This is a genomic window from Aeromicrobium phragmitis (assembly GCF_003674095.1).
GTDB classification, from domain to species: Bacteria; Actinomycetota; Actinomycetes; order Propionibacteriales; family Nocardioidaceae; genus Aeromicrobium; species Aeromicrobium phragmitis.
On the sequence record NZ_RDBF01000011.1, the window covers coordinates 1 to 22,583 of the forward strand.

At 69.0% G+C, this 22,583-nt stretch carries 23 protein-coding genes and 2 tRNA genes; 13 read left to right on the forward strand and 12 right to left on the reverse strand.

Going from position 1 to position 22,583, the window contains the following annotated elements; all coding sequences use genetic code 11:
* Window positions 1–172 precede the first annotated feature (172 nt).
* Both D9V41_RS12895 and gluQRS read right to left on the reverse strand, forming a co-directional pair.
* A tRNA-Asp gene (locus tag D9V41_RS12895) sits at window positions 173–249 on the reverse strand.
* A gap of 84 nt (window positions 250–333) precedes the next feature.
* Window positions 334–1,215, reverse strand: coding sequence for a tRNA glutamyl-Q(34) synthetase GluQRS (gene gluQRS, locus D9V41_RS12900; protein ID WP_121794994.1), 882 nt, complete (start codon window positions 1,213–1,215; stop codon window positions 334–336).
* Between the two features lie 146 nt (window positions 1,216–1,361).
* On the opposite strand from gluQRS, the gene D9V41_RS12905 reads away from it, so the two are divergent.
* The 5 genes from D9V41_RS12905 (at window position 1,362) to D9V41_RS12925 (ending at window position 6,365) form a co-directional block, all read left to right on the forward strand.
* Window positions 1,362–1,934 (forward strand): hemerythrin domain-containing protein, encoded by a 573-nt coding sequence (locus D9V41_RS12905; RefSeq protein WP_121794995.1) that lies wholly within the window; start codon window positions 1,362–1,364, stop codon window positions 1,932–1,934.
* A gap of 54 nt (window positions 1,935–1,988) precedes the next feature.
* Window positions 1,989–3,089: a serine hydrolase domain-containing protein gene (locus tag D9V41_RS12910; protein ID WP_121794996.1), complete on the forward strand. Its 1,101-nt coding sequence runs from the start codon at window positions 1,989–1,991 to the stop codon at window positions 3,087–3,089.
* Window positions 3,090–3,164: 75 nt separating this feature from the next.
* On the forward strand, window positions 3,165–3,824 hold the full coding sequence (locus tag D9V41_RS12915; protein WP_121794997.1) for a TetR/AcrR family transcriptional regulator: 660 nt from the start codon (window positions 3,165–3,167) through the stop codon (window positions 3,822–3,824).
* Window positions 3,825–3,852: 28 nt separating this feature from the next.
* On the forward strand, window positions 3,853–4,767 hold the full coding sequence (locus D9V41_RS12920; protein WP_121794998.1) for an ABC transporter ATP-binding protein: 915 nt from the start codon (window positions 3,853–3,855) through the stop codon (window positions 4,765–4,767).
* Window positions 4,764–6,365 carry an ABC transporter permease gene (locus tag D9V41_RS12925; protein ID WP_121794999.1) on the forward strand — a complete coding sequence of 534 codons (1,602 nt, stop codon included), beginning with the start codon at window positions 4,764–4,766 and terminating at the stop codon, window positions 6,363–6,365. Before D9V41_RS12920 ends, D9V41_RS12925 begins: the two co-directional genes overlap by 4 nt.
* Before the next feature lie 25 nt (window positions 6,366–6,390).
* Here the strand turns inward: D9V41_RS12925 and D9V41_RS12930 are convergent, their stop codons facing one another.
* From D9V41_RS12930 to D9V41_RS12940, 3 genes are all read right to left on the reverse strand, one after another.
* Window positions 6,391–7,089, reverse strand: a complete 699-nt coding sequence (locus tag D9V41_RS12930; RefSeq protein WP_121795000.1) for a potassium channel family protein — start codon at window positions 7,087–7,089, stop codon at window positions 6,391–6,393.
* Complete coding sequence (locus tag D9V41_RS12935) at window positions 7,082–8,494, reverse strand: TrkH family potassium uptake protein (RefSeq protein WP_243697268.1); 1,413 nt, start codon at window positions 8,492–8,494, stop codon at window positions 7,082–7,084. Before D9V41_RS12935 ends, D9V41_RS12930 begins: the two co-directional genes overlap by 8 nt.
* 280 nt (window positions 8,495–8,774) lie before the next feature.
* Window positions 8,775–8,847, reverse strand: a tRNA-Glu gene (locus D9V41_RS12940).
* An 87-nt stretch (window positions 8,848–8,934) separates the two neighbouring features.
* Between D9V41_RS12940 and D9V41_RS12945 the strand changes: the two genes are divergently transcribed.
* The 5 genes from D9V41_RS12945 (at window position 8,935) to D9V41_RS12965 (ending at window position 13,621) form a co-directional block, all read left to right on the forward strand.
* Complete coding sequence (locus tag D9V41_RS12945) at window positions 8,935–9,276, forward strand: metallopeptidase family protein (RefSeq protein ID WP_121795001.1); 342 nt, start codon at window positions 8,935–8,937, stop codon at window positions 9,274–9,276.
* Window positions 9,269–9,922 (forward strand): pirin family protein, encoded by a 654-nt coding sequence (locus tag D9V41_RS12950; protein WP_121795002.1) that lies wholly within the window; start codon window positions 9,269–9,271, stop codon window positions 9,920–9,922. The genes D9V41_RS12945 and D9V41_RS12950 overlap by 8 nt, the downstream gene beginning before the upstream one ends.
* Before the next feature lie 193 nt (window positions 9,923–10,115).
* Window positions 10,116–11,474: an FAD-binding oxidoreductase gene (locus D9V41_RS12955; protein WP_121795003.1), complete on the forward strand. Its 1,359-nt coding sequence runs from the start codon at window positions 10,116–10,118 to the stop codon at window positions 11,472–11,474.
* On the forward strand, window positions 11,471–12,757 hold the full coding sequence (locus tag D9V41_RS12960) for a class I SAM-dependent methyltransferase (RefSeq protein WP_121795004.1): 1,287 nt from the start codon (window positions 11,471–11,473) through the stop codon (window positions 12,755–12,757). The genes D9V41_RS12955 and D9V41_RS12960 overlap by 4 nt, the downstream gene beginning before the upstream one ends.
* 75 nt (window positions 12,758–12,832) lie before the next feature.
* Window positions 12,833–13,621, forward strand: coding sequence for an exodeoxyribonuclease III (locus tag D9V41_RS12965; protein WP_121795005.1), 789 nt, complete (start codon window positions 12,833–12,835; stop codon window positions 13,619–13,621).
* 4 nt (window positions 13,622–13,625) lie between these two features.
* Here the strand turns inward: D9V41_RS12965 and mnhG are convergent, their stop codons facing one another.
* Genes mnhG through D9V41_RS12995 form a run of 6 tightly spaced genes read right to left on the reverse strand, consistent with a single transcriptional unit; the run spans window position 13,626 to window position 19,785 of the window.
* Complete coding sequence (gene mnhG / locus D9V41_RS12970) at window positions 13,626–13,961, reverse strand: monovalent cation/H(+) antiporter subunit G (protein ID WP_121795006.1); 336 nt, start codon at window positions 13,959–13,961, stop codon at window positions 13,626–13,628.
* Window positions 13,958–14,293, reverse strand: a complete 336-nt coding sequence (locus D9V41_RS12975; protein WP_121795007.1) for an MrpF/PhaF family protein — start codon at window positions 14,291–14,293, stop codon at window positions 13,958–13,960. Before D9V41_RS12975 ends, mnhG begins: the two co-directional genes overlap by 4 nt.
* Window positions 14,290–14,829, reverse strand: a complete 540-nt coding sequence (locus D9V41_RS12980) for a Na+/H+ antiporter subunit E (RefSeq protein ID WP_121795008.1) — start codon at window positions 14,827–14,829, stop codon at window positions 14,290–14,292. Before D9V41_RS12980 ends, D9V41_RS12975 begins: the two co-directional genes overlap by 4 nt.
* Window positions 14,826–16,439, reverse strand: coding sequence for a Na+/H+ antiporter subunit D (locus D9V41_RS12985; protein WP_121795009.1), 1,614 nt, complete (start codon window positions 16,437–16,439; stop codon window positions 14,826–14,828). The genes D9V41_RS12980 and D9V41_RS12985 overlap by 4 nt, the downstream gene beginning before the upstream one ends.
* On the reverse strand, window positions 16,436–16,924 hold the full coding sequence (locus D9V41_RS12990; RefSeq protein ID WP_121795010.1) for a Na(+)/H(+) antiporter subunit C: 489 nt from the start codon (window positions 16,922–16,924) through the stop codon (window positions 16,436–16,438). The genes D9V41_RS12985 and D9V41_RS12990 overlap by 4 nt, the downstream gene beginning before the upstream one ends.
* A complete protein-coding gene (locus D9V41_RS12995; RefSeq protein ID WP_121795011.1) occupies window positions 16,921–19,785 on the reverse strand; it encodes a Na+/H+ antiporter subunit A in 2,865 nt (954 codons plus the stop codon). The genes D9V41_RS12990 and D9V41_RS12995 overlap by 4 nt, the downstream gene beginning before the upstream one ends.
* A 90-nt stretch (window positions 19,786–19,875) precedes the next feature.
* On the opposite strand from D9V41_RS12995, the gene D9V41_RS13000 reads away from it, so the two are divergent.
* Both D9V41_RS13000 and D9V41_RS13005 read left to right on the forward strand, forming a co-directional pair.
* Complete coding sequence (locus tag D9V41_RS13000) at window positions 19,876–20,511, forward strand: hypothetical protein (RefSeq protein WP_121795012.1); 636 nt, start codon at window positions 19,876–19,878, stop codon at window positions 20,509–20,511.
* A gap of 79 nt (window positions 20,512–20,590) precedes the next feature.
* On the forward strand, window positions 20,591–21,415 hold the full coding sequence (locus D9V41_RS13005; RefSeq protein WP_121795013.1) for an exonuclease domain-containing protein: 825 nt from the start codon (window positions 20,591–20,593) through the stop codon (window positions 21,413–21,415).
* Window positions 21,416–21,422: 7 nt separating this feature from the next.
* Here D9V41_RS13005 and D9V41_RS13010 read toward each other — a convergent pair whose 3' ends face one another.
* Complete coding sequence (locus tag D9V41_RS13010) at window positions 21,423–21,773, reverse strand: VOC family protein (RefSeq protein ID WP_121795014.1); 351 nt, start codon at window positions 21,771–21,773, stop codon at window positions 21,423–21,425.
* Window positions 21,774–21,885: 112 nt separating this feature from the next.
* On the opposite strand from D9V41_RS13010, the gene D9V41_RS13015 reads away from it, so the two are divergent.
* Window positions 21,886–22,455, forward strand: coding sequence for a sortase family protein (locus D9V41_RS13015; protein ID WP_121795015.1), 570 nt, complete (start codon window positions 21,886–21,888; stop codon window positions 22,453–22,455).
* Window positions 22,456–22,583 lie beyond the last annotated feature (128 nt).

Sequence of the window (22,583 nt, forward strand, 5' to 3'; positions counted from 1 at the left end):
GCCGGTCGAGTAGGAGGTCGCTCAGCGACCGGCGTGTCGATGCCGGGTGGCGTGAGGTGTGGTCTCGATACGCGGCTCGCAGAGCTCGCCGCTACTCGACCACCTATCCCGCAGCCCGAACCCGGAAATGACAGGAGGCCCATGCCGAACCGACATGAGCCTCGCTGCACACTGGCGACCCCGACGGGACTCGAACCCGCGACCTCCGCCGTGACAGGGCGGCGCGCTAACCAACTGCGCCACGGGGCCTCGTTGTGTGCTGCGGTAACAACCGCGAACGCAACTCTACTGCACGGTGCCTGAGCCTCCAACACGGGGGTGGCGGGTCGCTCGTCACGCCGGCGCCGGTGGCACGAACGTCCACGGTTCCCGCGGCAGCTGGGAGGGATCGAAGCCGTCGAGCAGCGCTTGCGGGCTGTCGCCGACCAGGCCGAGCGACGCCGCGATGAGGTCGAAGACGTCGATCCCGCGCGCGGTGAGTTCGCGGTAGGTCACCGCTCCGTCGCGCTTGGCCAGCCGCTTGCCCTCGAGGTTGAGCGCCAGCGGGACGTGGGCGTACTCGGGGGGCTCGATGCCGAGGAGGGACGCCAAATACGCCTGGCGCGGCGCGGACGTCAGCAGATCGTCGCCGCGGACGACCTGGTCGATGCCCTGGGCACCATCGTCGACCACGACCGCGAGGTTGTAGGCGGGAATGCCGTCGTTACGGCGCAGAACGAGATCGTCGACGCTGGCCGTCACCGTGCCGTGCAGAGCGTCGGTGACCGACCACTCGTCGACCTCGCTACGCAAGCGGATGGCAGGCGGTCGCTCGCGTCGGCGTGCGGCGCGCTCCTGCTCGGTCAGCGTGCGGCACGTCCCGGGGTAAGCGCCGGGTGGCAGGTGCGGGGCCGTGGGCGCGTCGAGGATCTCGCGTCGGGTGCAGAAGCACTCGAACGTCCGGCCCTCCGCGGCGAGGCGCTCGATGGCGGCGGCGTACAGCTCGCGACGCTGCGACTGCCGGACCGGGCGCCCGTCCCAGTCGAGGCCCAGCGCGGCGAGGTCCTCGAGCTGGCGTTCCGCCGCCCCTTCGCGCACTCGGTCGAGGTCCTCGACACGCATCCAGAACGCGCGGTCGGTGGAGCGGGCGAACAGCCACGCGAGGAGCGCGGTCCGGAGATTGCCGACGTGCAGATCGCCCGACGGGGAGGGCGCATAGCGTCCGGCGATGGTCATGGCACTCAGTATCGGCGCGATCCGATTCGAGCAGCGGGGTCGGGGGTATGCCTCTGATGTGTCGCGGGCCGCGCTCCTGCGCTCTGTTCCTCCCTTGGAGGAGCGTGGCCCGCGACCCTTTCGGCACCGGACCGACAGGAGGCTCCATGGACGCGAACGATCGCACGGCAGGCGAGGACGTCACCGACATCCTCACGACCGACCACCGCCAGATGCTCGAACTCCTCGCCGAGATCGAACAGTCGACAGATCCCGAGCGGCGCCGCGATCTCGCCGACACCGTGATCGCCGAGGTCATGCGGCACGCCATCGCCGAGGAGATGTTCGTCTACCCGGCGATGGAGGAGCACGTCCCCAACGGGCGTGAGGAGGTCGAGCACGACAAGCAGGAGCACGACGAGATCGTCCAGGTCATGAAGAAGCTGGAGGACGTGGACGCCGAGGACCCGCGTTTCATGGAATTGGCACGAGAACTGGAAGCGCAGCTGCGTCATCACGCCGACGACGAGGAGTCCGAGCAGTTCCCGAAGCTGCGCGAGCACATCCCGCACGACGAACGGGTCCAGCTGGGCGACAAGGTGCAGAACGCCAAGAAGGTGGCGCCCACGCGACCGCATCCGCACGCGCCGCATTCCGAGCTCTTCCATAAGGCCGTCGGCCCCGGCGTCGGCATGGTCGATCGGCTGCTCGACAAACTGACGGGGCGTCATACCGGGTGAGCTGAACCGCTCGTCCCTTCACACCCGTCTGTGGTGACACGTACGCTGAACGCCATGACGGACGTGAAACGCCGGCAACGCCTGTCGGCCGTCGCAGCACTGCTCCTCGTCGTGGCATTGGCTGCGTGCGGCCAGCGCGCCCACGAGGAAGCCGATGTCGCGGAGCTCTTCGCTGCCGAACTGACGAAGGCCAAGGTGCCCGGCGGGGCGCTCGCGGTCCGCGTTGACGACACCCTGCGGGTCTATCCGGTCGGGGAGGCCGACGAGGGAAGCCCGGTGACGGAGGAGACGCTCTTCGCCTACCGCAGCGTCACCAAGTCCTTCGTCGTCACCGCCGCGTTGACCCTGGTCGAGGAGGGGCTGCTCGAACTCGAGGCGCCCACTCCGGCGCCCGAAGACGGCGTGAACCCGGCGGCGGCCACGCTTCGTCAGCTCGCCGCCATGCGGTCCGGTGTGCCCAACTACTCGGCTCAACCGGGTCTCATCGATGCGCTTTCGGCCGATCCGGAGCGAAGTTGGAGCGACGCGGACCTGTTCGGTCTCGTGCGGGGCCAGCCCGAGACGTTCGCACCGGGGACGAGCTACCAGTACTCGAACACCAACACCTTGCTGCTGGCCCGGGCGATCGAGCAGGTCACCGGCGGCACCTGGGCGCAGGCGGTGGTCACCACCGTGACCGAGCCGTTGGGGCTGGAATCCGTGCGCTATCCCGGCGACGCAGGCGAACTGCCTGCCGGGGCGGCGGAGCCCTTCGAGGTGGCCGACGAAGGAGTCGACGAACTGCCCGTGGTGCGAGCCAGCGCGTTCGGGGCCTCCGGAGGTCTCTTCGGAACGGTCGGCGACCTCGCCTCCTGGGCGCAGGCCCTCGGTACCGGCGCTGTCCTGACTCCGGCGACTCAGGAAGCGAGACTCGAGGCATTCGGCCCCACCGACGCGGACCCGCAAAGTCCGCTCTACGACGCCTACGGCCTCGGGATCGGCCGGATCGGTGACTGGATCGGCCATACCGGCAACGGTCTGGGTTACCAGGCGCTCGCGATGTACCACCCGGAGGCGCAGGTCGCGGTGGCCATCACCCTCAATGCGACGGGCGACGACCAGGATCTCCCGGCTCATCTGCTGCAACGGCTCGAGGACGTGCTGCTCGCTCACTGAGACCGAGGGGCGCGCAGCCTCTGGGCTCCCGGCTGCCTCTTGCGCCCGACTATACGAGTGAATAGTCTACTGTTCATGCGTATAGCTCCCGGGGACCTCACGACGCGCGCCCGCATCCAGCGGGCGGCGATCGAGCGCTTCGGCCGCGACGGCTTCGACGTCGGGTTGCGGGGCATCGCCGAGACCGCCGGGGTCTCCCTCGGGCTCATCCGCCACCATTTCGGGTCCAAGGACGGGCTGCGCGCCGCGTGCGATACGCACGTGCTGGAGTACGTCGAGCACCTCATGGAGGAACAGGCCGCGAGTACGCACCTGATGGCGACGCTCGGGGAGTACATGCGCCAGTCGGGCGAAATGTCGGTCTACGTCCACTACATGGTGCGGAGCCTGCAGTCGGGTGGCGCGTTCGCCCGCGACTTTCTCGAGCGGCTGATTCAGAGCACCCGCGTCTACCTCGACGCCGGAGTCGCGAACGGCAGCGTCGTGCCGAGCATCGACCCCGAGGCCCGGGCCCGCTTCCTCACCATGGCCAGCATGGGGGCGCTCCTCCTGGAGTTCACCCTGAGCGAGCGTGATGACCCCCGCGAGGCGTGGGACGACTACGTGCGCCACGCGACGCTTCCGGCTCTGGAGCTGTACTCCCACGGTCTGCTGACCGACACCACGTTCCTGGAGGCGTTCCTCGCCTCCGACTCTTCGACGACGTCCTCCGTCAACGAGGCCGACGCGACCTGATCGCGTCCGTCAGAAAGGCAGTTCTGCCATGTCACCAGTCATCGACGTCACCGCGCTGTCCAAGTCGTTCGGGCCGGTCAAGGCCCTCGACCGGCTCGACCTCACCGTGGAACCCGGACAGGTCGCCGCCTTCCTCGGCCCCAACGGAGCGGGCAAGTCCACGACGATCCGCATCCTGCTGGGCCTGTTGCGGGCCGACTCCGGCGAGATTCGAGTCCTCGGGCAGGACCCGTGGGACGATGCGGTCGCACTGCACCGGCGGCTGGCCTACGTTCCCGGCGACGTCACGCTCTGGCCGAACCTCACCGGCGGAGAGGCGATCGACGTACTCGGACGCTTGCGTGGCGGAGTCGATACGGCGCGACGTGACGAGCTCATCGAGCGGTTCGAGCTCGACCCTCGCAAGAAGGCGCGCACGTACTCGAAGGGCAACCGGCAGAAAGTCGCGCTCGTGGCCGCCCTCGCCGCCGACGTCGAGCTCTACATTCTCGACGAACCGACCTCGGGCCTCGATCCGCTCATGGAAGCGGTGTTCCAGGAGATCGTCGGCGAGCTGAAAGCCGCAGGCCGCACCATTCTGCTCTCGAGCCACATTCTCGCCGAGGTCGAGAAGCTCTGCGACACCGTCACCATCGTGCGCGCCGGCGCGACGGTGCAGGCCGGACGGCTCAGCGAGCTGCGCCACCTCACCCGCAGCAGCGTCGGCGTGCAGACCGTCGACGCCGTCGCGCCACTCGCCGACCATCCCGGGGTGCACGACTTCAGGACGCGCGACGGGCGTGCCGAGTTCTCGCTCGACGGCGAGCACGCCGCGGACGTCATGCGGATCCTCGCCGACGCCCGGATCACCAGCATCGTCAGTACGCCGCCGTCGCTGGAGGAGCTGTTCATGCGGTACTACGGCAGCGTCGACGAGCCCGAGACCGAAGGGGCCCGGTCATGACGGCGTTCGCCGGGACTCCCGCCCTGGTCCGGCTCGGTCTGCGCCGTGATCGTGTCCGGCTCCCCGTATGGATCGCAGCCATCACGGCCTCCGCCGCCTACTACGCAGCCGCCCTCGACGTGGCCTACCCGACCATCGACGAGCTCCGAGCGGTCGTGACCTTCATCCAGGGGCCGGCCGGCACGCTGCTGACCGGGCCGGGCTACGGGTTGAGCGACCCGAGTTACCCGTCGGTGTTCGCTGCGGTCTACGGCCTGTACGTCCTGCTCGCGGTCGCGTTCATGAACGTTCTCCTGGTGGTCCGCCATACCCGCGGTGACGAGGAGTCGGGTCGCACGGAACTGGTCAGGGCCGGCGCGGTGGGCGCCTTGGCTCCCCTCGCAGCCGTGACCGTGATCGCGGTGGCCGCCGACGTGCTCCTCGGACTGCTCGTCGCCGTCGTCCTGGCGAACGGGTTCCCCGCCGGTGGAGCGATCCTATTCGGGGCGAGCGTCACGGCGCTGGGCCTTGCCTTCGCCGGGGTGGCCGCTGTCATCGCCCAACTCACCGAGCATGCGCGCGCCGCGACCGGAATGGCCTCGGCGTGCGTGGGAGCCGCGCTCGTCATCCGGGGCGCCGGTGACGCCCTCGCCGAGCATGGCAGCGCGTTGTCCTGGTTCTCCCCGTTCGCGTGGGCGCAACAGACGCGGGTGTTCGTCGACGACCGGGCGTGGCCGCTGCTGCTGTGCCTCGCGCTGGCAGTCCTGAGCATCGCGACGGCGGCCACGCTCCAAGCGCGCCGCGACGTGGGGGCCGGTCTCCTGTCGTCACGACCGGGCCGCGGCGAGGCCAGTGCCGCCCTGTCGGGGCCGTGGACCCTGGCGCTGCGTCTGGAGCGCTCCAGCCTGATCGCGTGGACCGCCGGTCTGACTGCCGCGGGCGTCCTGTACGGGGCGCTGGCCGAGTCGGTCCAGGTGTCGTTCGCCGACCTCCCCGAGGACCTGCTCGCCATCCTCGGCGGCAGCTCCGGACGGCTCCTCGACGGCTTCCTCTCCGTCATGGCGTTCTTCAACGCCACCCTCGCCTCCTGCTACGGCATCGCCGCGGTCCACCGCCTGACGAGCGAGGAACAGAGCGGCCGAGCAGAACTCGTGCTGTCGACCGCCGTGTCGCGCACGACCTGGATGGGCGCCGCCATCGTCGCCGCGCTCGTCGGGGCGCTCGTGCAACTGTTCGCCTCGGGACTGGGGATGGCGCTCGCCGTGGCGGCCGTGCTCGGCGACGCGAGTCGCGTTCTGGACATCGTCGCGGCCCACCTGTTGTTCCTTCCCGCGGTGGCCGTGGTGATCGCCGTGGCCGGACTCGGCTTCGCCGTGCGCCCGCGGTGGGCGAACGCAGCGTGGGTGCTCGCCGGGTACGCGATCTTCATGGGGTACTTCGCGCCGCTGTTCGAGCCGCCGCGCCTGGCGCTGGACCTCTCGCCGTTCGAGCACGTCGCGCGCATGCCGCTGGAGGAACCCCGGATCGCCCCGTTGCTCGGTCTCCTGGCGGTGGCGGCGGTCGTCGTCGGGGCGGGGCTCGTGCGGTTCCGGCGCCGGGACCTCACCGCCTCGACCTGAGGAGGCGGTGGGGACCCGACGTCGGTCACATCCGCTGGCTGAACGATTCTGCCCTTCGCACCGGACCGGTGACGAGGATCGTGTCACCCGGTTCCAGCACCGTCTCGGCGGTGGCATAGCTCCACGGTTGCCCCTCGCGTTTGAACGCGGTCACGGTGACGCCGAAGCGTCCACGGATGCCGGTTTCGCCGAGCGGGCGGCCGAGGAACTCCGGGTGCACGGTGGTCTTCACCAGCGCGAAGTCGTCGCCGACCTCGATGTAGTCCTGCATGCGCCCGCGGACGAGGTGGGCGACCCGCCGACCCATGTCCTTCTCCGGGTACACGACGTGGCCCACACCGAGTTGCTCGAGGATCGCCCCGTGCGGGTCGCTGACCGCCTTCGCCCAGATGTCGCGGATGCCGAACCGCAGCAGCAGCGACGTCACGAGGATGCTGGCCTCGATGTCGGTGCCGATCGCGACGACGGCGCGGTCGAACTCGTGGACCGAGAGTTGACGCAGCGCCTCCTCCTTGGTCGCGTCGGCCTGAACGACGTGGGTCAGCAGGCCGTTGAGGCTCTGCGCCGCGTCCTCGCGCTCGTCGATTCCCAGCACGTCCGTGCCGTTGTCCATGAGCTCGAGCGCGAGCGCCTGACCGAATCGGCCGAGTCCGATGACGACGACGGAGTCGGCGGCCGCGACCTCGGCGGGGTCGGTCCCGCCGAACAGATGCAATTTAACCAATGATCGGTCTCTCCTTCGGGAGTTCGTAGGCGCGCCGGCGCTCGCGCAGAGCCAGAGCCGAAGCGAAGGTGATCGGCCCGAGGCGGCCGATGAACATGAGCGGCACGAGGACCAGTTGGCCCACCGGAGGGAGATCGGCGGTGATGCCGGTCGAGAGACCGACCGTCGCGAAAGCGGAGACGACCTCGAAGAGGACCTCGTCGAGGGTGAACTCCGTGACGAGCATCAGCACCATCGTGCTGCCGACCACGAGGGCCACGGCGGTCAGCGAGACCGCGATGGCCTGGCGATGCACCGACCGCGACAGCCGCTTCCCGAAGACGTTGACGGCCGTCTCGCCGCGAATCTCCGTGACGATGATGAAGAGCAGCACCGCGAACGTGGTGACCTTGATCCCGCCCGCGGTGCCCGCCGGCCCGCCGCCGATGAACATCAGAACGTTCATCCCCAGCCAGGTCGCGCTGTCCATCGCGCCGATGTCGACGCTGTTGAAGCCGGCGGTGCGCGTCTGGACCGAGTGGAAGAACCCGACGAGCAGCTTGTCGTGCCAGGCCATCGCGCCGAGGGTCTGCGGGTTCCGCCACTCCACCAGGGTGATGAACACGGTCCCACCGAGAAGCAATACGCCGGTACCGAACAGCACCAGTCGCGTGTTCATGGTCCACAGTCGGGCGACGCGCAGGTGGCGCCGCAGCTGCATGATGACCGGAAAACCGAGGCCGCCGATCACGATGGCGGCGCAGAGCGGCAGGCAGATCCACGCGTCGGTGGCGTACCTCGTCAGACTGTCGCTGAACAGGGCGAACCCGGCATTGTTGAATGCCGAGACGGCGTGGAAGATGCCGAGCCAGGCGGCCCTCGGGAGGGCGATGTCGTAGCCCAGGGCGAACCGCAGGGTGAGGACGACCGCGACCGTCGCCTCGACGACGAGCGAGATTCGGACCACGCCGAGCACGAGTGATCGCACGTCGTTCAGCCCGAGGCTCTTGGCCTCGGTGGCCGCCCGGAGTTTGGACCGGAACGACAGACGCCGCACGACGGCCAGGCCGACCACCGATGCGAACGTCATGACCCCGAAGCCGCCGATCTGGATGAGCGCGAGGATGACGACCTGGCCGAAGCCGCTCCAGTAGACCGGCGTGTCGACCGTGACCAGTCCGGTGACGCACAGCGCCGAAGTGGCAGTGAACAGCGCGTCGAGCGCGCTGGCGCCGCCGGGACCCGCTCGTGCGACCGGAAGCATCAACAGGAGGGTGCCGAGGATGCCGGCGATGGCGAACGCCGCGAAGACGGTCCGGGCCGGTCGCAACGGGCGGTGCCGGGCTGAAATGCGCGGTGATGCTGCAGAGGGGCGTAGCCGCACTCGCTCAACATAGACCTGCAGGTCGCCGGAGGGGAATGACACGCAGGTCACACCGGCGCAGCGTGCGGTTAGGATCGTGCCGCGACATTACGAGGGGAAGGCACCATGCTGAAGCGCCGCTGCCGCACCTGCGGCCTCCGCAAGCCGCGGCGGAGCATGTTCTCGTGGTGGCTGGTGCCCGTCTGCCTCGTGTGCGCCGGGCGCATCGCGCGGGCCGTCCGATGAGGGCAGCCACCGCCGGGCGCAGCGGTGCGGCGGTGGCGATCCGCCGCGAGCGCCGCAGAAATGCGAACGGCGGCCGTTCCCGGCCGCCGGCGCTACGTACCCCCTACGGGATTCGAACCCGCGCTACCGCCTTGAAAGGGCGGCGTCCTAGGCCGCTAGACGAAGGGGGCCGGACCCCGCCAGCATAGTGGGTCGTGCCCGCGCGTGGGTCACCTGCCCGGCTGTGGGGAGTGCGGCAGACTGGGCACGTGATCGAGATGAGCGAGGACCGCTTCGAGGAACTCTGTGTCCTCGCGCTGGATCAGGTGCCCGCGCAGCTGGCCGCCTTGCTCGACAATGTCGTGCTCTTCATCGAGGACGACGCCCCCGCGGAGGACCCGCACTTGCTGGGCCTCTACGACGGCGTGCCGCTGACCGAGCGCGACGCGCACTACGGCGGCACTCTTCCCGACCGCATCACGATCTTCCGCCGCCCGCTGCTGGCGATCTGCGACACCGAGGAGGACGTGGTCGAGGAGGTCCGGATCACCGTCGTGCACGAGATCGCCCACTTCTTCGGCATCGACGACGCCCGCCTCCACGAGCTCGGCTATGCGTGAACTCCGCCGCGCCGATCAGCGCTTCCGGACCGAGGGAGACGGCACGACGACGTTCCACTCGTTCTCCTACGGCGCCCACTACGACGCCGGCAACATCAGCTTCGGTCCGATCGTGGCGATCAACACCGAGCACATCGAGCCGGGAGCGGGGTACGACGCTCACCGGCACAGCGACGTCGAGATCGTCACGTGGGTGCTGGACGGGTTGCTCGCGCACGAGGACTCGACGGGCGCGGGCGGCGAGATTCCTCCGGGCCTGGCGCAGCGACTGAGCGCGGGCGCCGGGGTGAGCCACACCGAGCGCAATGCCTCCGATACCGAGGGGCTCACGTTCGTCCAGATGATGTTGCGCAGTGAGAACGAGGGCGATCCTGAGTATGCGCAGGTCGAGGTGGGTGCCGTCATCGCCGGTGTGTACCGAAGCGTCGACGTGCACGCGCCCGCCGAACTGCGCGTCGCGGTGCTTGCGGCCGGCGACGTCGTCGAGGTGCCGGCCGCGCCGCGAACGCTGCTGCACGTGACGCGAGGCCGGCTGCGGCTGGGCGAGGACCTGCTCGGTCCCGGCGATGAGCTGCGCACCGATGAACTCGTCGGGACGCTGACCGCCGACGAGCCGTCCGAGGCGCTCATCTGGCTCCTGCGCTGAGGGCGCCGAGTGGTGATCATTCGTTCGCGAGTGGTGCCAGTTCGTCACCGATCGGGCGACTCGAGCGCGAATCCGCGCCACTCGCGGAGGTGGGCGCGCGGGTGGCGCGGAGGTTATTCCTGGTCGTGCGGTCATCCTTCTCACGTGCCCCATGGCTGGACAGGCGACAGAGGCGGAGGGATAACCTGCACTTATGCAGGGGTGGGAACAACATCGCCGAGCCGTCGAGGCGCTCCGCGCCTCCTATCGCCGGATCGCTCCCGGCGCGCCAGTCCGCCTGGCCAAACACACCTCCAATCTGTTCCGGCCCCGCGCGGAGTCGACCGGTCCCGGTCTGGACGTCAGCGGACTGGACGGGGTCATCGCCCTCGATCCCGAGGCCGGCACCGCCGACGTTCAGGGGATGTGCACGTACGAGCGGCTGGTCGACGAGACGTTGCCGCACGGTTTCATCCCGACGGTCGTCCCGCAGCTTCGCACCATCACGCTCGGCGGTGCTGTCACGGGTCTGGGCATCGAGTCCACGTCGCTGCGCAATGGGTTGCCGCACGAGGCCGTGCTAGAGATGGACATCCTCACCGGCTCCGGTGATCTCGTCACCGCCACGCCCGACAACGAGCACGCCGAGCTGTTCGACGCGTTCCCCAACTCCTACGGCAGTCTCGGTTACGCCGTGCGCCTGCGTATCCGCCTGGAGCAGGTGCCGCGTTTCGTCGCGCTGCGCCACGTCCGCGCCAACGGGGCGACCGAGGCCGCGAAGATCATCGAGGAGGTGGCCGACGGCGCGACGTACGACGGCCAGCGGGTCGACGCGATCGACGGAACCGCCTTCACTCCCGACGAGATCTACCTGACCCTGGCCACGTTCACCGACACGCCGGGTCCGACCAGCGACTACGCGGGACAGCAGATCTACTTCCGCTCCATCCGCGAGCGGCGCAGCGACCGCCTGACGATGCACGATTACTTGTGGCGCTGGGACACCGACTGGTTCTGGTGCTCCGGCGCGTTCGGGGCACAGCACCCGCTCGTGCGCAGGGTGTGGCCGCGGCGTTGGCGCCGCAGCGACGTCTATCACAAGCTCGTCGGCCTCGACGCGAAGTACGGCGCGAGCAGGATCCTCGACCGCATCAAGGGCGTCTCCGGCCGCGAGAAGGTCATCCAGGACATCGAGGTGCCGCTGGAGCAGCTGGGCGACTTCCTCGAGTGGTTCGATGCCGAGGTCGGCATGCGTCCGGTGTGGCTGTGCCCGCTGCGGACGACCCGGGCCTGGCCCACCTACCCCCTCGAACCCGGACGGCTGTACGTCAACGCCGGCTTCTGGGGAACGGTGGTGGTTCCGGCCGACAACCCGCCCGGAGCCGTCAACCGCCGGATCGAAGAGGCGGTCCACCGCCTCGGCGGCCACAAATCCCTCTACTCCGAGGCCTTCTACGACCGGTTCACCTTCGACTCGCTCTACGACACCGCCCGCCTCGATCGTCTGCGCCAGCAGTACGACCCCGACGAGCGTCTCAACACCCTGTACGACAAGGCAGTGAGGAACTCATGACGATCGACTCCCACACCAAGCTCTCCATCGCCGATGCGCTCGGGCGGCTCATGAAGGGCGGCCTGCCCTTCCGGTTCGAGGCGTACGACGGCAGCGTCGGGGGGCCGGAGGACTCGCCGATCACGGTCCGGCTGGTGAACGAGCGCGGGCTGTCCTACCTCATGACCGCACCGGGCGACCTCGGTTTCGCCCGTGCGTACGTGGCCGGAGACCTGCAGGTCGACGGCGTCCATCCAGGCAATCCGTACGAGGCCATGGCGCTCATCCTCAGCCAGCTGCGCTTCAAGGTGCCGTCGGCCGCGGAGATGCTGCAGGTGCTGCGCAGTCTCGGGCTCGAGCACCTCAAGCCGCCGCCACCGCCGGCCGAGGAGCACCTGCCGAAGTGGCGCCGTGCGCTGGAAGGCTTGCGCCATCACAAGAATCGCGACGCGACGGCCATCCAGCATCACTACGACGTCTCGAACCGGTTCTACGAGCTCGTGCTGGGTCCGTCGATGACCTACACCTGCGCCCTGTTCCCGGCGGCCGAGGCGACGCTGGAGGAGGCGCAGTACGCCAAGTACGACCTCATCTGCCGCAAGCTCGACCTCAAGCCCGGTGACCGTCTGCTCGACCTCGGGTGCGGCTGGGGCGGCATGGTCCGCCATGCCGCGAAGCACTACGGCGTCAAGGCCCTCGGCGTCACCTTGTCGCGCGAGCAGGCCGACTGGGCGCAGAAGGCCATCGTGGACGAGGGGCTCGCCGACCTCGCGGAGGTGCGCCACAGCGACTACCGCGATCTCACCGAGACGGGCTTCGACGCCATCAGTTCGATCGGGCTCACCGAGCACATCGGCGTGCGCAACTACCCGGACTACTTCCGCTTCGCCTACGACCATCTGCGCGATGGCGGCCGCATGCTCAACCACTGCATCACGCGGCCCGACAACGTCTCGCGGGCCACCGCGGGCGCGTTCATCGACCGGTACGTCTTCCCCGACGGCGAGCTCACCGGCGTCGGTCGCATCACCGTCGCGATGCAGGACGCGGGACTGGAGGTGCGGCACGCGGAGAACTTGCGCGAGCACTACGCGCTGACCCTCAAGGGCTGGTGCGAGAACCTCGAGGCGAACTGGGACGAGGCGCTCAAGGAGGTCACCCTCGGTCGCGCCAAGGTGTGGGGTCTGTACATGGCCGGCTCCCGGCTGGCGTTCGAGCGCAACGAGATCGAGTTGCACCACGTGCTGGGCGTCAAGGCCGGGCCGGACGGCAACGCTCACTACCCGTTGCGCGTCGACTTCTGAGCCCGCCCGGCCGTCGGATCGACGAGGCGCCGCCCGAGGGGATGGGTTGTCGGGCGCTCCGGGTAGGTTCGACCCGTGCGTATTGCGACCTGGAACGTCAACTCGATCCGGAGCCGTATCGATCGCGTGCTCGCCTTCCTGGAGCGCCACGAGGTCGATGTCCTGGCCTTGCAGGAGACGAAGTGCCGCGAGGACCAGTTCCCGGCGCTGGAGCTCTCCTCGATGGGGTACGAGTTCGCGCATTTCGGCATGAACCAGTGGAACGGTGTGGCGATCGCGTCGCGCGTGGGTCTGGAGGACGTCGCCACACAGTTCGCCGACGACCAGCCGCAGTTCGGCGAGGTGCTCGAGCCGCGGGCGATCGGCGCGACCTGCGGATCGGTGCGCATGTGGAGCCTGTACGTCCCCAACGGCCGGGAGCTGGATCACGAGCACTACGTCTACAAGCTCCAGTGGCTCGAGCGGTTGCGGGCGGCCGGCGAGGCCTGGCTGGTCGACGACCCCACGGCGCAGGTCGCGCTCACCGGAGACTGGAACATCGCTCCGCAGGATGACGACGTGTGGGACATCGACGTCTTCGCCGGTAAGACCCACGTGTCGCCGGCCGAGCGCGCGGCGTTCAACGCGATCGTCGAGAGCGGGTATGCCGATGTGGTCCGCCCCCACACGCCCGGTCCCGGGGTCTACACGTACTGGGACTACCAACAGCTGAGCTTCCCCAAGCGCAAGGGCATGCGCATCGACTTCATCCTCGGATCGCCGGCACTCGCCGCGCGGGTCACCGGTGCGTTCATCGACCGTGAGGAGCGCAAGGGCAAGGGCGCGAGCGATCACGCACCCGTCGTGGTCGACCTCGCCGACTGAGCCGTCAAGGCTGCTCGCCGCGTTCGGCGGGGGTCTCCACGGTGGCGAGCCGGTCCTTGTCGACCAGCGCCGTCCGGAACGCGGCACGTCCCACCATGTGCGCGGAGACCGGGGCGGTGAGGAGCTGGAAGAGCGCGACCACCACGATGATGGTCAGATCGCCGAGGTCCTCGGCCTGCAGCCCGAGGCCGGCGAGGATCAAGAGCAGTCCGAGCGTCTGAGGCTTGGTCGCCGCGTGCATCCGCGACAGCAGTTCGGGAAACCGCACGATGCCGATCGCCGCCACCAGCGCGAACGAGGAACCGAGGATGAGCAGGGCGCCGGAGAGCACGTCGATCACACCTCACCACCTCGCCGGATGTCGTCCTCGCGCTGCTGTTCCTCGGGCACCTTCGCGCGGGTCGCGGCGATCTTGTCCGTGTCCGGTGCCGCGTACCGGGCGATGCTGATCGACCCGAGGAATGCGACGAGGGAGAGCGCCACCAGGACGGGCAGTGTGGTGCGGTGGCCGTTGACGGCCGCCTCCACGCCGATGACGCCCACGCTGGCCGCCACGAACACGTCGGCGGCGACCGTGCGGTCGAGCATCGTGGGCCCGCGGACGATGCGGACCATGCAGAGCACGCCGGTCACCCCGAGGATGACAGCGCACGTGATGCCGACGATCGTCATGCGCTCACGTCCTCTCGCAGTAGGGCGGTGCTGGCTTCGAGCTCGTCGCGAGAACCGAAGGCGGCGATGACCCGGTGCTCCTGTGCTCGTGCCTTGCGCCGCGCGGTGTCGACGCGCCTCGGGGTCGACCCGTCGAGCACATGCAGCCACATACGGCCGTTGTCAGCGTCGAGCTCGATGAGCAGGGAGCCCGGGACGAGCGACACGAATTCCCCGGTCAGCACCTGTAACAGGTCCGAACGACTCACCAGATGCACCTCGATGACGGCGCTCTTGGGCGGAGCGCCGGGCCGGATCGCCGTCCAGGCCACCTGGAAACTCGCCACCACGAGGTCGTAGAGGAAGCGGCCGAAGAGCACGAGCAGCCCCAGCGGCCGCACCGTGCCGACCAGGTTGACCGGCGGGAAGGGGAAGACCACCACCACCAGGGTCGAGATGAGCAGGCCCCCGACGATGTTGAGCGGGGTGACCTCGCCCCACAGCATGGCCCAGACGATGGTGAGCGCGAGGATCACCGGGACGCGTACGACGTTCATCGGTCCAGCACCGCCTCGATATAGGGCTGGCGATCCAGCAGTTCGACCGCTGCGCGCTGCGCGTAGCTCATGAGCGGACCGGCGAAGACGGTCAGCGTGACCGTCACGAAGGCGAGGAAGAGCGTCGGACCGGCCATGCCGCGCGGCAGCCGCTTCTCCTCGCGTTGGTCCGCCCACGCGGTCGTCCGCTGCGTCTTGGTCCCGACGCCGCGCGTACCGTGCAGGGAGCCGGCGGGCGTCCAGGGTCCGGTATCGACCTGCGAGACGTCGGGAGCGTCCTCACCCTTGGGTTGCCAGAACGCGCGGTTCCAGATCTTCGCGATCGCGTAGAGCGTCAGCAGGCTGGTCACGACGGCGGCGACGACGCCGAGGGTGGCGAGCCCCGCCTCGTCCTCGATCCCCGCTTCCATCAGCGCGAGCTTGCCGAGGAAGCCCGAGAAGGGGGGAATGCCGGCGAGATTGATCGCCGGGACGAAGAACATGATCGACAGGATCGGCGCGAGTCGCGCCAGGCCACCGAGCCGATCGAGGTTGGTGGTTCCCGAGCGGTACTCGATCAGTCCGGCCACCAGGAACAGCGTGGTCTGCACCGTGATGTGGTGCGCGATGTAGAAGACCGCGCCCGTGATGCCGAGTTCGGTGCCCATCGCGATGCCGAACAGCATGTAGCCGATGTGGCTGACGAGGGTGAAGGAGAGGACACGTTTGACGTCCGATTGCGCGACGGCGCCCAGGATGCCGACGACCATCGTGAGGATCGCGGCCCACAGCAGCAGCGTCCGCAGGTTGTCGCCGGGGAACAGGAGCGTCTGCGTGCGCAAGATCGCGTAGATGCCGACCTTCGTGAGCAATCCGGCGAAGACCGCGGTGACAGGCGCCGGTGCGGTGGGGTACGAGTCGGGAAGCCACGCGTAGAGCGGGAAGACGGCTGCCTTGACCGCGAACGTCAGCAGCAGCATCAGCTGGAGCACCGTGGTGATCCCCGGCGGCAGTTCGGCGAACCGGCTCGCCAGCTGCGCGAAGTTGACCGTGCCGGTCGCCGCGTAGACGGCGCCGATCGACATGAGGAACAGCACCGAGGAGATCAGGCTGACGATGATGTAGATCGTGCCCGACCGGACGCGGGCGTTCGTGCCGCCGAGCGTGATGAGCACGTACGACGACGCCAGCAAGATCTCGAACCCGACGAACAGGTTGAACAGATCGGCGGACAAGAACGCATTGGAAACACCGGCGCTCAGCACGAGGAACGTCGGGTAGAAGACCGACAACGGCGTCTTGCGTCCGAACTCCACGACACCCTGACCGATTGAGTACAGCAGGACGCACAAGGTGACGATCGTCGAGACGATCAGCATGAGCGAGCTGAACCGGTCGGCGACCAGGCTGATGCCGAGTTCGGCCGGCCAGCCGCCGACGTTGAAGGTCTGGGGTCCGTGGGTGTCGGCGCGGTACAGCAGAACGCCCGCGGCAGCGACCACGAGCCCGAGCGCCACGATGCTGACGATGCGCTGGACCGCGGCCGAGCGCCCCGCAGCCAGGCACAGCCCGGCACCCAGCAGCGGGATGATGACGGGCGCGAGGACCAGCTGTTCGACGATGTGGTTCATCGGCGGCGCTCCTCGCCCACGCTGGTCTCCGCGTCCGCGGCCACACCGACGTCGTCGTTGTCGAGGTAGTCCTCGTCCGGCAGCGCCTCATCCGGGAGCGCTTCATCGAAGGTCGTCGACACCTCGTCGCGCTCCGCCCGCCGACGGATGAAGTCGTCCTCGAGGTCGTCTTGCACGTCGTCGGTCCCGGTGAGCTGGTACGCCCGGTAGGCCAGCGCGAGTCCGAACGCGGTGACGCCGAGGGTGATGACGATCGCGGTGAGCGCCATCGCCTGGGGGAGCGGATCGCTCATCGGCCCCTCACCCACGTCGATCAGCGGTGCGCGTCCGGCCGGCCCGGAGGCGACGAGGAACAGCACGTTGAGACCGTTGCCGATGAGCACGAACCCGACGAGGATGCGCGTCAGGCTGCGCTCCAGGACGAGGATCACGCCGGAGCCGACCATCACGCCGACCACGATCACCAGAATGAGATTGGGGCTCATGCCGGCACCACCTCGTCCTCCTGCTCATCGGCCTCTTCCTCGGCCTGCGCGTCGATGCCGCTTCCGAGGCTGCGCAGGACGTCGATCGCGAGCCCGACGACGATGAGGTACACGCCCACGTCGAAGAAGACCGAGGTGACCAGGTGCAGCTCACCGAGCAGCGGGATCGGGATGTCGATGATCGCGCTTTGCAACACGCCTCCGCCGAGCAGCGTCGGAACGATCCCGGACAGGGCAGCGAGCGCGAGGCCGATACCGAGCACCATGCCCGCGTCGACCGGCGCGGCGTTGTCGAGTTCCTCGCGGCCACCGGCGAGGTAGCGGATCATCAGCGCGAGCCCGGCGATGAGGCCGCCGGCGAAGCCACCGCCGGGGGAGTTGTGCCCGGACAGCATGAGGTAGATCGAGAACACGATCACCGTGTGGAAGATCAGTCGGGTGACGATCTCGAACACGATCGAGCGCCGGTCATCGTGCAGGTTCGCCGCGAGCCACTGGTTGGAGTCCGGCGTCACGATGCGGCGCGGACGGCTGACGTTTCCGGCGCGGTCGGTGATGAGGAAGATGAGACTCGCGAGCCCGGTGGCCGCCACGACGAGCACACTGAGCTCACCGAGCGTGTCCCACGCGCGGATGTCGACGAGCGTGACGTTGACGATGTTCTTGCCGCCGCCGTAGGTGTACGCGGGTTCTTCCCACCCCTGCGAGATGGGCGTGGCCGTGCGGGCGTTGCTGGCGACGAGGGCGACGGCCGAGACGAAGATTCCGACGAGCACCCCGATCCCGATCCGCAACCACCGCATGACCGTGAACGGGCGGTCGGAGAAGAACGGGGGGAGCCGACGAAGGACGAGGACGAACGTCACGAGCAGGAACGTCTCGACGAGCACCTGGGTCAGCGCGAGGTCTGGCGCACCGTGCGCCACGAAGAGGATCGCCGTGCCGTAGCCCGTGACGCCCAGCAGCAGCACCGCGCGAAGCCGGCGCCGGGATCGGACGATCAGCACGGCGGCCACGATCATCAACAAGCCGACGGCGATCTGCAGGTAGTTGTCGGCCAGCCGGATCTCGCGGACCTGCGGCGTCTCCCACGCCCGGACGAGAGCGAAGCCGGGTACCAGGATCAGCGTCACCAGGATGACGCCCAGGTAGAACGGGAGCGAACCGCGTTGCGTGCGGCCCGTGACCTCGACCGCGAGACGGTCCACCCCGCGCATCAGGGCGTGGTACGAACGATCGGCGTCCGGCATCGGCAACCGGTCGACGATCGCGTGCTGCGCTGCCGCGACCGGATGGCGACCGACGAACAACGCGAGACCGGCGACCGCGGTCAGGATCGACAACCACAGCGCCGGGGTGAAGCCGTGCCACAGCGTGAGCACCGGTTCGTGCGCCCCCTCGGGGAACGCCTCGCCGTATGTCGCGATCCGGGGAGTCAGCCAGGCGCCGACGAGTCCGCCGAGCACGGTGAAGGCGGTGATGAACGCGGGGACCAGAGAGAATCCCCGGGAGAAGGCACGGGGATGACACGGCTCGACGCCGGGCTTGTCGGCGAAGGCGCCCCAGACGAAGCGCGCGGTGTACGCCATGGTGAGGATCGAGCCGACGACGATGCCGGTCAAGGCGAGCCGCGAGGCGAACGTGCTCCATCCCAGATCACTGCCGAGGTCGACGTAGGCCGCGAACGCCGCCTCCTTCGCGGTGAAACCGAGCAGCGGCGGGATGCCGGCCATCGAGGCGGCGGCCACCGCGCTCGTGACGAACAGCAGCGGGCGGGCCTTGCGCATCCCGGACAACTCCCGCAAGTCGCGGGTGCCGACCGAACGGTCGATGACCCCGACGACGAGGAACAGCGCGGACTTGAACAAGGCGTGCGCGACGAGCAGCGACAATGCCGCGAAGGCCGCCGCCCGGGTTCCCGTCCCGGAGAGTGCGACGAGGAAACCGAGCTGGCTCACGGTGCCGTAGGCGAGCAGGAGCTTGATGTCGTACTGGCGCAATGCGCGAAGGCCGCCGATGAGCATGGTGACGATGCCGAGCGCGACGAGGAGAGGACGCCAGCCCGGAACATCGGCGAAGCCGGGGGCCATGACCGCGACGAGGAAGATGCCGGCCTTCACCATCGCGGCGGCGTGCAGGTAGGCGCTGACCGGGGTCGGAGCGGCCATGGCGCCGGGAAGCCAGAAGTGGAACGGGACCAGGGCGGACTTCGACAACGCGCCGACGAGGACCAGCATCACGCCGGCGATGACGAGGCCGCCGGTCAGCGGCGGTGCGGCCACGATCTCGCTCAACAGCGGAGTGCCCGTCTCCACCGCGAGGATCACCAGACCCATGAGCATCGCGAGGCCGCCGAACGTCGTGACGATGAGCGCGCTGAGAGCGGCGCGACGATTGGCCCGGCGATCGGGGTTGTGGCCGATCAGCAGGAACGACAGGACGGTGGTCAACTCCCAGAACGTGTAGAGGACGAACACGTTGTCGGACAGGACGAGGCCGAGCATCGCCCCGGCGAAGCCGGTCAGCACGCCGGCAAAGCGCCAGATCTCAGGGTCGCGAGGCCGGAAGTACCACGAGCAGTACACGAGGACGAGAGCGCCGATCCCGGTGACGAGGAGGGCCAGCACGGCGGCGAACGGGCCGAGCGAGAAGTCCAGGTGCAGGCCGATCGGCTCGATCCAGGTCACTCGCTGGTGGATCGCCTCACCCGACGCCGTGACCTCGAGACTCTGGGGCACGAGCCAGGCGAATGAAACGGCCGGCGCGAGCGCGAGGAGCCAGAAGGCCCGCCGGTCCAGGACTTTGACGAGGGCAGGGGCCAGCCCGGCGGCAGCAAAATGGAGCGCGACGAGCCAGACCATGGGTAGGGAAAGCGTATCGGAGGGCACCGAGCAGCGCCCTGATCGCGCTCGTCTCCGGCGGACGCTGTGCTCCGGTGCCATGATGGGCGCATGGCCGAGGAGATGGCGCGCCAGGGCGACGATGCGTATGGCGTCCAGCCGTCGCCATGGGTGCGGCGGGTGGTGCTCCTCCTCGTTCTCGTGGCCCTGGGGTACCTCGCCTACCTGATCGCCGCCGAGTTCTTCCCGCGCTGGTGGGCCGAGCAGATCGCCGGGCTCGTCGGCGGGTCGACCGCCACCGGAGTTCTCTGGGGGCTGTTCCTCGGCGCGGTCTTCACCGCGGTACCTCTGCTCGTGCTGCCTCTCGTCCTTCGCCCGCGGTGGCCGGTGCGGATCGCGGTCGTCGTGGCCGCCGTCGTGCTCGCCGCGCCCAACTGGCTCACCTTGTCGGTGGCCGTCGGCGGGAACGACTCGGCGCGCGACGGCCGCGCGCTCCTGGCGCAGGACGGTCCAGGGTTCCTCACCGGTTCGTGGATCGGCGCGTTGATCGGTGTGGTGCTGAGCGTCGCGCTGATCTCGTGGCGCGTCGGCGCCAAGCGGCGGCGGGCACGCATGCGGCATCTGCAGGAGGACCTCGCCTCACGTGAGGAGGTCGACCGACTGCGCCGGTCGGAGCCCGAACGCGGTGTCGCAAAGACGCATCGGGACACTCCGCCGGACGACTCCGGGGGCGCGTCAGTGCGCTGACCTGCGACGCTTCGGACTGTCGTACCGGCTCGCTACCGTGGATCGCAGGAGGTAGCGGTGAGGATCGCAGGAGGTAGCGGTGAGGACGAACACATTCGGGGGGCAGTGTGCCGAATGCGGTGTCGACGTCCCCGCGCAAGCCGGGTTCCGGATCGGCCTCGGCCGGGCGGCCTACATCGTGTGCCGCCATCATCGGCCGGTTCCGCCGCCGCGTGGCGCGCACACCGGCTGGCACTCCGGGCCGCTTGCCGCGCTCGACTTCGAGACCACGGGCATCGACCCGCATCGCGATCGCCTCATCACGTACGCGGCACTCGGTCCGGACGCCGGGCCGGACCTCGTGGGCATCGTGCACCCCCAGGTGCCCATTCCGGAGTCGGCCGCCGAGATCCACGGCATCAGCGACGCCGACGTCGTCCGGGCGCCAGCTCCCGCGGCCGCGCTGCGCGAACTGAGTGCCTGGGTCGATCACCTCGTCGCGCTCGATGCGCCGCTCGTGGTGTTCAACGCCGCCTTCGATCTCACGCTGCTGCGCGCTGAACTGCGACGTCACGGCATCAGCCAGCCCCGGTGGCATGAGCTGACCGTCATCGACCCCTTCGTCATCGACTACGGGATCGAGCGAGGTCGGCTGGGGTCGCGGCGCCTCGGCGACGTCGCGGACTACTACGGCATCAAGCTCGACAACGCGCACGACGCCGAGGCCGACGCCCGCGTCGCCCGTGACATCGCGGTCGAGCTCGGCGCGCGGCACCGGGCCACGGTCTTTCCGGATCGGCCACTTGTCATGGCGCAGCAACGCTTCTGGGCGGCGCAGCGCACCATGGACTACAACCGGCTCGCTCTTCGCCGCGGACGTCGGATCGAGCCGCTCGGGGACTGGCCCTTCGCGCCGGAGACCTGACCGCGCTTCAGTGGGCGGCCGAGACGCAGAAGACGTTGCCGGCCGGGTCGTGCAGCACGACCCATCGGAAGTCGCCAATCTGCTGGCGATCAACGACGCGGGCCCCGGCCCCCTCCAGCCGAGCGATCTCGGTCTCCACGTCGTCGGTCGCCTCGAGGTCGAGGTGGACGCGGTTCTTGCCCGGCGTCGGCTGCTCGACCCGTTGGAAGCCCAGGCGCAGGCCGTTCGGCAACCCGACGACGACGAACCAGCCGTCGTTCTCGGCGAGCACCTCGCCGCCGGTCTGCTCGGCCCACCAGCCGCCGATGGCGACGGGGTCGACGACATCGTGGGTGATCATCGCAGGATTCACGCTCATGCCGTCAGGCTAGGGCCGGCCACCGACACTCGGGTCTGTAGGGTGACCTCGCGACTCCGGCATCGCCGGGGCCGCTGACACTCAGGTCGAAGGGGGAGGCTCGAGCGCCACCATGACAGTCACGGAAGTCCTGCGACGGCATCGATTCTGGAGTGCGGGTGCCGCGCTCGTCGTGCTGGTCGCCGCCGGTGTTCTCGTCGCCGCTCTGGCGGGCGTCTTCGACTCCCCGAAGGACGCGGAGCCGGACGCGGCACCGGCGACCGCGCAGATGCAGACGCCGAACGAGGAACCGGCGCCCGCGGTCAACATCGAGACCACCGAGACGATGCCGTACAGCCCGGTGTGGAACCCGCCGGATCAAGGCGAGAACTTCTGGCAGGTCGTCGACCCGGAGAACGGCTACCCCGAGGACGGCGGAACCGACTTCATCCTCGCGCACGCCTGCGAGGACCACGGGTGCGCGGGCGACCAGATTCGTGCGCTGCAGACCGGCGACGACTTCACCTATCGCGGTGAGACCTACCGCGTCGAGGAGAAGATCGAGATCCCGAAGACCGAGATCGCCGACCAGGACATCTGGGTGCACGACCCGGACCGCGTCGTGGTCATCACGTGCATCCTCGACGCCGCAACGGGTGAGTATCACGAGAACGACATCATCGTGGCGAACCGCCTGGTGTGATTCGCGTCACCATAAGCATCATGTGATTGAAGTTGTTCGTTCTCCTCCTGATGTGATTGCCTTGGGACGGCGTGCCGGCCGGGCCTCGGGGGCAGGTGCGCGGCTTTGGTACTCAACTCACGCGGCGG

Coding starts and splice junctions, on each gene's coding strand:
- D9V41_RS12925 (WP_121794999.1), top strand. CDS start 4,764: ATGACGGCGTTCGCCGGGACTCCCGCCCTGGTCCGGCTCGGTCTGCGC.
- D9V41_RS12960 (WP_121795004.1), top strand. CDS start 11,471: ATGACGATCGACTCCCACACCAAGCTCTCCATCGCCGATGCGCTCGGG.
- D9V41_RS13000 (WP_121795012.1), top strand. CDS start 19,876: ATGGCCGAGGAGATGGCGCGCCAGGGCGACGATGCGTATGGCGTCCAG.
- D9V41_RS13010 (WP_121795014.1), bottom strand. CDS start 21,773: ATGAGCGTGAATCCTGCGATGATCACCCACGATGTCGTCGACCCCGTC.
- D9V41_RS12910 (WP_121794996.1), top strand. CDS start 1,989: ATGACGGACGTGAAACGCCGGCAACGCCTGTCGGCCGTCGCAGCACTG.
- D9V41_RS12945 (WP_121795001.1), top strand. CDS start 8,935: ATGAGCGAGGACCGCTTCGAGGAACTCTGTGTCCTCGCGCTGGATCAG.
- D9V41_RS12975 (WP_121795007.1), bottom strand. CDS start 14,293: ATGACGATCGTCGGCATCACGTGCGCTGTCATCCTCGGGGTGACCGGC.
- D9V41_RS13015 (WP_121795015.1), top strand. CDS start 21,886: ATGACAGTCACGGAAGTCCTGCGACGGCATCGATTCTGGAGTGCGGGT.
- D9V41_RS12985 (WP_121795009.1), bottom strand. CDS start 16,439: ATGAACCACATCGTCGAACAGCTGGTCCTCGCGCCCGTCATCATCCCG.
- D9V41_RS12905 (WP_121794995.1), top strand. CDS start 1,362: ATGGACGCGAACGATCGCACGGCAGGCGAGGACGTCACCGACATCCTC.
- D9V41_RS12980 (WP_121795008.1), bottom strand. CDS start 14,829: ATGAACGTCGTACGCGTCCCGGTGATCCTCGCGCTCACCATCGTCTGG.
- D9V41_RS12950 (WP_121795002.1), top strand. CDS start 9,269: ATGCGTGAACTCCGCCGCGCCGATCAGCGCTTCCGGACCGAGGGAGAC.
- D9V41_RS12955 (WP_121795003.1), top strand. CDS start 10,116: ATGCAGGGGTGGGAACAACATCGCCGAGCCGTCGAGGCGCTCCGCGCC.
- gluQRS (WP_121794994.1), bottom strand. CDS start 1,215: ATGACCATCGCCGGACGCTATGCGCCCTCCCCGTCGGGCGATCTGCAC.
- D9V41_RS12990 (WP_121795010.1), bottom strand. CDS start 16,924: ATGAGCCCCAATCTCATTCTGGTGATCGTGGTCGGCGTGATGGTCGGC.
- D9V41_RS12995 (WP_121795011.1), bottom strand. CDS start 19,785: ATGGTCTGGCTCGTCGCGCTCCATTTTGCTGCCGCCGGGCTGGCCCCT.
- D9V41_RS12920 (WP_121794998.1), top strand. CDS start 3,853: ATGTCACCAGTCATCGACGTCACCGCGCTGTCCAAGTCGTTCGGGCCG.
- D9V41_RS12915 (WP_121794997.1), top strand. CDS start 3,165: ATGCGTATAGCTCCCGGGGACCTCACGACGCGCGCCCGCATCCAGCGG.